Below are 7,455 nucleotides of genomic sequence, written 5' to 3' on the forward strand. Positions count from 1 at the left end.
TTAAAATAATTTGTTACTTGCCATTTATTACTTTTACTAATAGAAAAGAACATACTTATATAAATACGAATAAAACTTATTTAAATGTAAAAAATACATTTAAGAGGTGAAAAATATATGGGTAGTAAAATTGTTCAAACTATAAAAAATAGTAGTGGTGAAATAATGGAATATGTTCTTGAAACAGGTGAAAGAGTTGATAAGGCTCAAGGTGTTTTAAGAGCTAAAAATGGTGAAATTGATGGTGTAATTATAGCTCATTCTAAAAAAGGCGAAGAATATTTAAGAACTAAACCAGATGGAACTGAAGGAAATAATTTATCATCAATGTCTAAGGAAGACTAAAATTAAATAATAAAATAAACAATAATACGTTAAAATAGCGTCTAACAAAGATAATTTAAGCTTTGTTAGGCGTTATTTTTATATAAATAATCTAAATAGTATAAAAAGTGTGGAAATACAAAATATAGATAGTTGCTATGATGATATGTTAAGATGTATCTAGATTCATAGTGTATAAGAGATTTTATGAAACATATGTTATGGCGATAATTGAAGGAGTTACTTGGATATTAGGTTCTTTTTTATATATAGTATATAATTATTACATAAATAGGAAGTTCATATGTGGTCAAAGTAGTAAGGAGTAGAAGAATTATGAATGAAATCTCTAGTGAAAGTATAAATGCATTTATACTTATATATAATTATTCAAGAAAATATTGTATTGATAAAATAGATAAAATACGTTGTAAATATAAGGAGATTGATGATAAATTAAATAGTGATTTAAATTACAAGATTACATGTTATTTAGAAGATGAAATTTTAAAGGATAGTATTAGGATAGGTATTTTAAGTAGTATTTTAATTTCATTAGAAAAATATGATATCAAAAATGAAAAGTTATTTAAAAATTCAAAGGAATTCATTAAGGAAATTTATAAAGAATCAACTATTAATTATAAAGAGTATAAATGTCAATTGAAAAGTAAAATAGATATAGTATGTAAGGATGAAATAAGTAAATTAGATGATTATATTGATAATATAAATAGTGAAGATGGTAAATTATATGGACTACAATTATTTTATAGACATGTTTTAACTAATAGAGAGTATTCAGAAAAGAAAAAAGCTGTATTAGATAGAGTTAATGAGTTTAAGAATTGTAAGACTATAAAAGAAGAAATATTTATTATGGATTATAAGGATAAGATTTATAGTGAAATTGAAAATAATTATAAAAATGAATATATATATGAATTAAATCTTTCAAATTATTCTTATATATTAGATGTTAAGGGAATAAATTTTTTAACAAACGCTGGATTTAATACGTATTGGTTTGATAATAAATTAAGTTGGGTAATAGAAAAAAATCATGAAGGATGGTATCATATTTATTTTTAATGGTATGTGTTTATATAAGTTATTTTTGTGGAACATATTATACTTTTAAGAAAAATATTAATAATTAAATAAGTATTTTAGAAGTTGGAATCCTAATCTAGGTTTCCTTTTTCTTTTATAAAATATAGTATATAATTATTACATAAATTAATATAAGAAGAGGTAAATAATGAGATACGAAGAAGCAATGAAATACATAACAGAGGTTGGAAATTTTGGATCTAATTATGGATTAGAAAGAACTTTTAAGTTGTTAGAGTTTTTAGGAAATCCACAAGAAGATTTAAAGCTTATACATATAGCAGGAACTAATGGCAAAGGATCCACTACTGCAATGATTACAGAAATCTTAATTGGTGCTGGTTATAAAGTTGGGATGTATACTTCTCCTTTTATTGAGGAATTTGAAGAAAGAATTCAAATAAATAGAAATAACATACCAAAAAATATTTTAGCAACATTAATGGATGAAGTTAAAGTTGCAGTAGATAAAGTTATAGAAGAAGGATACAATCATCCTACAGAATTTGAAATAATAACTGTATTAATGCTTTTATATTTTAAAAAAGAAAATATAGATTTTGGAGTAATTGAAGTTGGACTAGGAGGAATGTTAGATTCTACTAATTTTATTATACCAATACTTCAAGTTATAACTTCAATAAGTTTTGATCATACAAATTTATTAGGAAATACGTTGGAGGAAATAGCACAAGAAAAAGCTGGAATAATAAAAAAAGGTATCCCTACAGTAATATATGCTCAAGATGAATCAGTTCTAAATGTTATTAAAGATAAATGCTTAAAAATGGATTCAGAGCTTTATATAGCAAGTGATGAAAATTTAAGGTTTATAAGTATATTAAATGAGGATAAACCATACCAATTATTAAAATATAAGTGCGATAAAGAGGTAGATATATTATTACCTTTACTTGGAGAACATCAAATTACAAATTTAAGTGTAGCAATGAAAGCTATTGATGTCTTAAATGATAGAAAAATAGTAAATATACCTAAAGAGACTATAATGAAAAGTATAAAAAATGTTTCTTGGAAAGGTAGATTAGAAGTTTTATCAAACAGACCTTATGTTGTAATTGACGGTGCTCATAATATTCAAGGAATAAAAACATTAAGTAATAATATAAAGAAATATTTTAAATATGAAAATTTATATTTGATTTTAGGAATTCTAGCAGATAAAGACGTTGAGGAAATGATAAAAGTAATAACACCAATGGCGAAAAAGGTCTACGCAGTAACACCTAATTCAATAAGAGCAGAATTAGCAGGAGATTTGAAAAATGAAGTAATTAAGTATAATGAAAATTGTCAAGCGTTCAATAGTTATGAAGAAGCATATATGAATGCTATTAACGATGCTGAAAATGAAGATTTGGTTTTAGCAAGCGGCTCTCTTTATATGATTGGAGATATGAGAAAAGTAATCAATAACATGTAAATTAAATATATATGAATGCTAAAAAAAAAAACTGAAGGTAATATTTTTACTTTCAGCTTTTTTTTAGTGATGATAAGAAATATTTAATATTTCTCTTATAATACACTAAAATAAAATACTCGTAAATGAGTATAATATACAAAAAACTATAATCCTTAATTTTACATTTATTGAAAAGCTAATCATTTACTATTAAGGGAAAATATAATATACTAATATATAACAAAACAAAGGAGGTAATGTTTATGTCAAAACATTTACATATTATGGCCAACGAAGGCGATATAGCAGAAACAGTATTATTACCTGGAGATCCATTAAGAGCAAAGTTCATTGCAGAAAATTTCTTAGAGAATGCAGTTTGCTACAATGAAGTTAGAGGAATGTATGGATATACAGGAACATATAAAGGTAAAAGAGTTTCTATTCAAGGGACTGGAATGGGATTACCATCACATTCTATTTATGTTAATGAACTTATTCAATTTTATGGAGCAAAAAGACTTATAAGAATAGGATCAGCAGGTTCTTGTAGTGATGATGTTAATGTAAGAGATATAGTTTTAGCTCAAAGTGCATCAACAAATTCAGGAATAAATAAAAGAAGATTTAATGGTTTAGATTATGCACCAAGTGCTAATTTTGAATTATTATATGATGCATATAATATAGCAAAATCAAAAGGCGTAAATGTTAAAGTTGGAAATGTATTATCAAGTGACTTATTCTATGATGATACAAATCATTTTTCACTAAAAACTTGGGCTGATTATGGTGTTTTAGCTGTAGAAATGGAAACAGCAGAACTTTATACATTAGCAGCTAAAAATGGTGTTGAAGCATTATCAATATTAACAATATCAGATCATATTTTTAAAGGTGAAGAAACATCTCCAGAGGAAAGACAAAATACTTTCACAGACATGATGGAAATTGCTTTACAATTAATAAAATAAAAAAGGTTAAAGCTCCTATCACAAAGTATATTACTTAATGTGATAAGAGCTTTTTTTATTTAATGAAATACAATAAATATTAACTTATGCTTATTTACTAATTAAAGACTATTTTTATATTCAATTAATGCTTTTGATAATTGGTCAGGACATGAAGTTCCTTTTCCTCTACAGTCAATTCCATGTAGTTTTTCAATCGCTTCATCAATATTCATACCTTTAACTAACATAGATATTCCAAATAAATTTCCAGGACACCCTCTAACAAACTCTACATTTTCAATAACATTATCTTTTACTTCTACATGTATTTCAGTAGAACATACTCCAGATGTTTTATAAACAAACATTATAATTCCCTCCAATATTTTTATATACTACATAATTATATATTGATATTGAAAAAAAATAAAGAAAAAATAAGTATAATAAGGAATAGTTCCCAAGTATGACTATTATGCATATAGTGTAACTAGATAGTACTTTAAACTTTTGAGGGGAGGTGTATGGATTGAACTCTATAGTTTTATGTAATACTGGTGCAGATTCTTTAACTCAAATAAATATGGATAATTATAACTTGATGAAAATACATTTTAACATAAGTGAAAGTCCTGTAGGTCCTCATGGTATTAAAAGTTATAATAAAAAAATAATAACGGCAAATAATTACTCTGATTCTATTTCTATATTTGAAGGAAATAAATTAACTGAAAAAAAGAATATAAAAATAGGGCCTAATCCTAATGACCTCATATTAGTAGATAATAAGATTTATGTAATATGTGGTGAGTCAAATGCTGTTGTAATTTATGATTTGTTAGAAGAAAGAGTTATTTTTGAAGTGCATTCAGGAAGCTGGCCTCATAGCATTGATTATTGTAGAAGAAAAATGATATCTTTTGTTGCAAATTTAGAGGAAAATTCTGTTAGTATTATTGCTTTAAATGATAACAATGTTGTAAGTTCTTTAGTAACTCCAGAATACCCATCGAAAGTTAAAGTATCTAGTGATGAAAAATTATTGTATGTTTGTGAAAGTTACTTAGGCAGTGATGAGGAAGGTTATTTAGATATATTTTCTATAGATAATTTGGAGAGAGTAACAAGACTGGAGGTTGGAACATCTCCAATAGACTTATGTGAAGATGAAGAGAATATATATGTATCTAACTTCACCGATGGAACTATAAGTGTAATAGATAGAAATGAATTAAAAGTAACTAATAGTATATTTGTAGGTGGAATGCCTAGAGGATTAATAAGTTATAATAAAAAATTATATATAGGAGATTATTTGAAAGGGAGACTTATTGTTGTTGAAGAAAATTCAATAAAAAAAGTCATAGCAATTGAGTCAGAACCCAATGCAATGACTTTATTTTAATTATCATCCGTGAATAATACCTGAACTATTTTTGTGTAAATATCAGAAGGATTTTCTTTCCATTTAGAACACAAAGTTGCAGCTTGTTTCTTTGTTGGGACAGAAACTTTTAAATCGATAAGAAGCATTTCATCTTCTAAAGCCACAAGATTAACTATAAAAGAATTATTCTTTTCAATAGTATAATCACTTCTAATAGTTAGCTCCTTCTTTATACTATCTATTGTTGAAGAGATATAATTATCAATTATATCTCTTTTTATTGGAGAAATTCTATCATTAAATATAGATAATACATTTTCACCTTTTTTAGTAATTACAATTAATCTTTTCCCATTTTTATCAATATATCTTATAAAGTCGGAATTTTCTAGTTCGCTAATATATTGTTGAAGAGTAAAGTAGTTAATAAAATTATTCTCAAGGATAATTTCAGTAAGTTGAGTGTTTGATATTGATTGTTTTAATGATTTTATAACATATAAAACTAGCAATTTATTTTCTGCTAGTTCAGCTGAATTTTCGTACATAATAAACCTCCATTATGAAAGTGTCTATATAATTATAACATAAAATTAGCTATATGTAATATTCTAGTCATAATATTATTAAATATGAATATAAATTAATAAAACTTAAGTTTAGGAGATGAAAAATGAAGATATATAAAAAGGTAATATTTAATATATTTTTAATATTAGCAATTATAATGTTATCTATAGTTAATTCTAATAATTCTAAATACATAGTAGCAAATTTAGAAAGTAAAAAACCTATATATAGGGTACAAACTGATGAGAAAAAAATATCATTAACTTTTGATGTTAATTGGGCTGAAAATGAATATATATATGAGATTTTAGATGTTTTAGATAAATATAATGTAAAAGCTACTTTTTTTATTATGGGTAAATGGATTATTTATCCTGAAGGCAATGAGGAAAAATTAGTGGAGATAAAAAAACGTGGACATGAGATAGGAAATCATAGTTATGTACATCCTATGTTTACCCAAATTAATGAAGGAAGAATGCTAGAAGAAATAAAGAAAACAGAGACTATAATACAAGAGAATATAGGCTATACTACCAAATTATTTAGATTTCCAAGCGGAAATTTTGATGAGAAAAGTTTAGAGTTTATAAATAATTTAGGATATAAATGTATTCAATGGGATGTTGATTCAGTAGATTGGAAAGAAAGTAGTGAAGAAGAAGAGTATAAAAGAGTAATGAAAAATGTAAAAGCAGGTTCAATAGTGCTATTTCATAACAATGCTAAATACACTCCAAAAAACTTAGATAAAATATTAGATGAATTAATAAATGAGGAAGGATATGAGATTATTCCAGTAGGAGAGCTTATTTATAATGAAGATTATTATGTAGATGAAAATGGAGAACAAATAAAAAATAAATAAATATTAGAAAAATCTTGAAAGTTATGATGTTTTTGTATTATAATGGAAATAATCCTTATAGGTTTTAAAAACAATAAAAATTTTATTATTACAAAGGGAGAGAGGGGTAACGATGGACAATTTAATGTTAAATAACAAGATTTATCTTGAAGGAAAGATTGTAAGCGGTATGGAGTTTAGTCATGAAATGTATGGGGAAGGTTTTTACACTTTCTATATGGAGGTAACAAGATTAAGCGATTCTGTAGACTTATTAAATATTACAGTTTCGGAAAGACTAATAAGCAATATGGATTTATCTATAGGTAAGGAGATTGTGGTTTTAGGTCAATTAAGATCCTACAATAAATTTGTAGATGGATCTAATAAGTTAATTTTAACTGTATTTGCAAGAAATATAGAACCTTGTATTGAAAAGAGTAAAAATCCAAATGAAATATTCTTAGATGGTTATATATGTAAAGAACCAGTATATAGAAAGACTCCATTTGGAAGAGAAATTGCAGATGTATTATTAGCTGTAAATAGAGCTTATAATAAGTCAGATTATATTCCAACGATTGCATGGGGCAGAAATTCGAGATTCTGTCAAACTTTAGAAGTTGGTGATAACATAAGGGTATGGGGAAGACTACAAAGTAGAGAGTATCAAAAAAAGATTAGTGAAAATGAAGTTATTAAAAAAGTTGCATATGAAGTTTCTATATCAAAAATGGAAAAAGTTACAGAGTCTGAAGAAACTGAAAATACAACTGGCACTTCTGAACAAGGAGCAATATAAAAATAATAGGCTATGCATTTTGCATGGCCT

Annotated in this window: 9 protein-coding genes; 7 read left to right on the forward strand and 2 right to left on the reverse strand. The window is 25.5% G+C overall.

Annotated features, from left to right (window positions below):
• Positions 1 to 117: 117 nt before the first annotated feature.
• The 4 genes from HMPREF0216_RS12200 (at position 118) to deoD (ending at position 3,837) form a co-directional block, all read left to right on the forward strand.
• Complete coding sequence (locus HMPREF0216_RS12200) at positions 118 to 345, forward strand: DUF3892 domain-containing protein (protein WP_005214694.1); 228 nt, start codon at positions 118 to 120, stop codon at positions 343 to 345.
• 285 nt (positions 346 to 630) lie between these two features.
• Positions 631 to 1,416 carry a hypothetical protein gene (locus tag HMPREF0216_RS12205; RefSeq protein ID WP_147576268.1) on the forward strand — a complete coding sequence of 262 codons (786 nt, stop codon included), beginning with the start codon at positions 631 to 633 and terminating at the stop codon, positions 1,414 to 1,416.
• 169 nt (positions 1,417 to 1,585) lie between these two features.
• Complete coding sequence (locus HMPREF0216_RS12210; protein ID WP_005214696.1) at positions 1,586 to 2,881, forward strand: bifunctional folylpolyglutamate synthase/dihydrofolate synthase; 1,296 nt, start codon at positions 1,586 to 1,588, stop codon at positions 2,879 to 2,881.
• Positions 2,882 to 3,126: 245 nt separating this feature from the next.
• The gene (gene deoD / locus HMPREF0216_RS12215) at positions 3,127 to 3,837 is read left to right on the forward strand and encodes a purine-nucleoside phosphorylase (protein ID WP_005214697.1); all 711 of its coding nucleotides are present in this window, start codon (positions 3,127 to 3,129) and stop codon (positions 3,835 to 3,837) included.
• Positions 3,838 to 3,938: 101 nt separating this feature from the next.
• On the opposite strand, the gene HMPREF0216_RS12220 is transcribed toward deoD, so the two are convergent.
• Complete coding sequence (locus HMPREF0216_RS12220) at positions 3,939 to 4,187, reverse strand: TIGR03905 family TSCPD domain-containing protein (RefSeq protein ID WP_005214698.1); 249 nt, start codon at positions 4,185 to 4,187, stop codon at positions 3,939 to 3,941.
• Between the two features lie 161 nt (positions 4,188 to 4,348).
• Between HMPREF0216_RS12220 and HMPREF0216_RS12225 the strand changes: the two genes are divergently transcribed.
• Positions 4,349 to 5,224: a YncE family protein gene (locus HMPREF0216_RS12225; RefSeq protein WP_040419845.1), complete on the forward strand. Its 876-nt coding sequence runs from the start codon at positions 4,349 to 4,351 to the stop codon at positions 5,222 to 5,224.
• Here HMPREF0216_RS12225 and HMPREF0216_RS12230 read toward each other — a convergent pair.
• Entirely contained in the window at positions 5,221 to 5,754 is a 534-nt protein-coding gene (locus HMPREF0216_RS12230) for a DUF4364 family protein (RefSeq protein ID WP_005214700.1), read from the reverse strand. The two genes, HMPREF0216_RS12225 and HMPREF0216_RS12230, sit on opposite strands and share 4 nt — an antisense overlap.
• Positions 5,755 to 5,879: 125 nt before the next feature.
• Between HMPREF0216_RS12230 and HMPREF0216_RS12235 the strand changes: the two genes are divergently transcribed.
• Both HMPREF0216_RS12235 and HMPREF0216_RS12240 read left to right on the forward strand, forming a co-directional pair.
• Positions 5,880 to 6,644, forward strand: coding sequence for a polysaccharide deacetylase family protein (locus HMPREF0216_RS12235; protein ID WP_005214701.1), 765 nt, complete (start codon positions 5,880 to 5,882; stop codon positions 6,642 to 6,644).
• Between the two features lie 112 nt (positions 6,645 to 6,756).
• Positions 6,757 to 7,425 carry a single-stranded DNA-binding protein gene (locus tag HMPREF0216_RS12240; protein ID WP_040419846.1) on the forward strand — a complete coding sequence of 223 codons (669 nt, stop codon included), beginning with the start codon at positions 6,757 to 6,759 and terminating at the stop codon, positions 7,423 to 7,425.
• Positions 7,426 to 7,455: the final 30 nt, after the last annotated feature.

Source organism: Clostridium celatum DSM 1785 (genome assembly GCF_000320405.1).
Taxonomy (GTDB): Bacteria; Bacillota; Clostridia; order Clostridiales; family Clostridiaceae; genus Clostridium; species Clostridium celatum.

Bases quoted from the DNA above. Each gene is read 5' to 3' on its own strand.
- HMPREF0216_RS12220 (WP_005214698.1), bottom strand. From the start codon at position 4,187: ATGTTTGTTTATAAAACATCTGGAGTATGTTCTACTGAAATACATGTA.
- HMPREF0216_RS12210 (WP_005214696.1), top strand. From the start codon at position 1,586: ATGAGATACGAAGAAGCAATGAAATACATAACAGAGGTTGGAAATTTT.
- HMPREF0216_RS12200 (WP_005214694.1), top strand. From the start codon at position 118: ATGGGTAGTAAAATTGTTCAAACTATAAAAAATAGTAGTGGTGAAATA.
- HMPREF0216_RS12240 (WP_040419846.1), top strand. From the start codon at position 6,757: ATGGACAATTTAATGTTAAATAACAAGATTTATCTTGAAGGAAAGATT.
- HMPREF0216_RS12230 (WP_005214700.1), bottom strand. From the start codon at position 5,754: ATGTACGAAAATTCAGCTGAACTAGCAGAAAATAAATTGCTAGTTTTA.
- deoD (WP_005214697.1), top strand. From the start codon at position 3,127: ATGTCAAAACATTTACATATTATGGCCAACGAAGGCGATATAGCAGAA.
- HMPREF0216_RS12235 (WP_005214701.1), top strand. From the start codon at position 5,880: ATGAAGATATATAAAAAGGTAATATTTAATATATTTTTAATATTAGCA.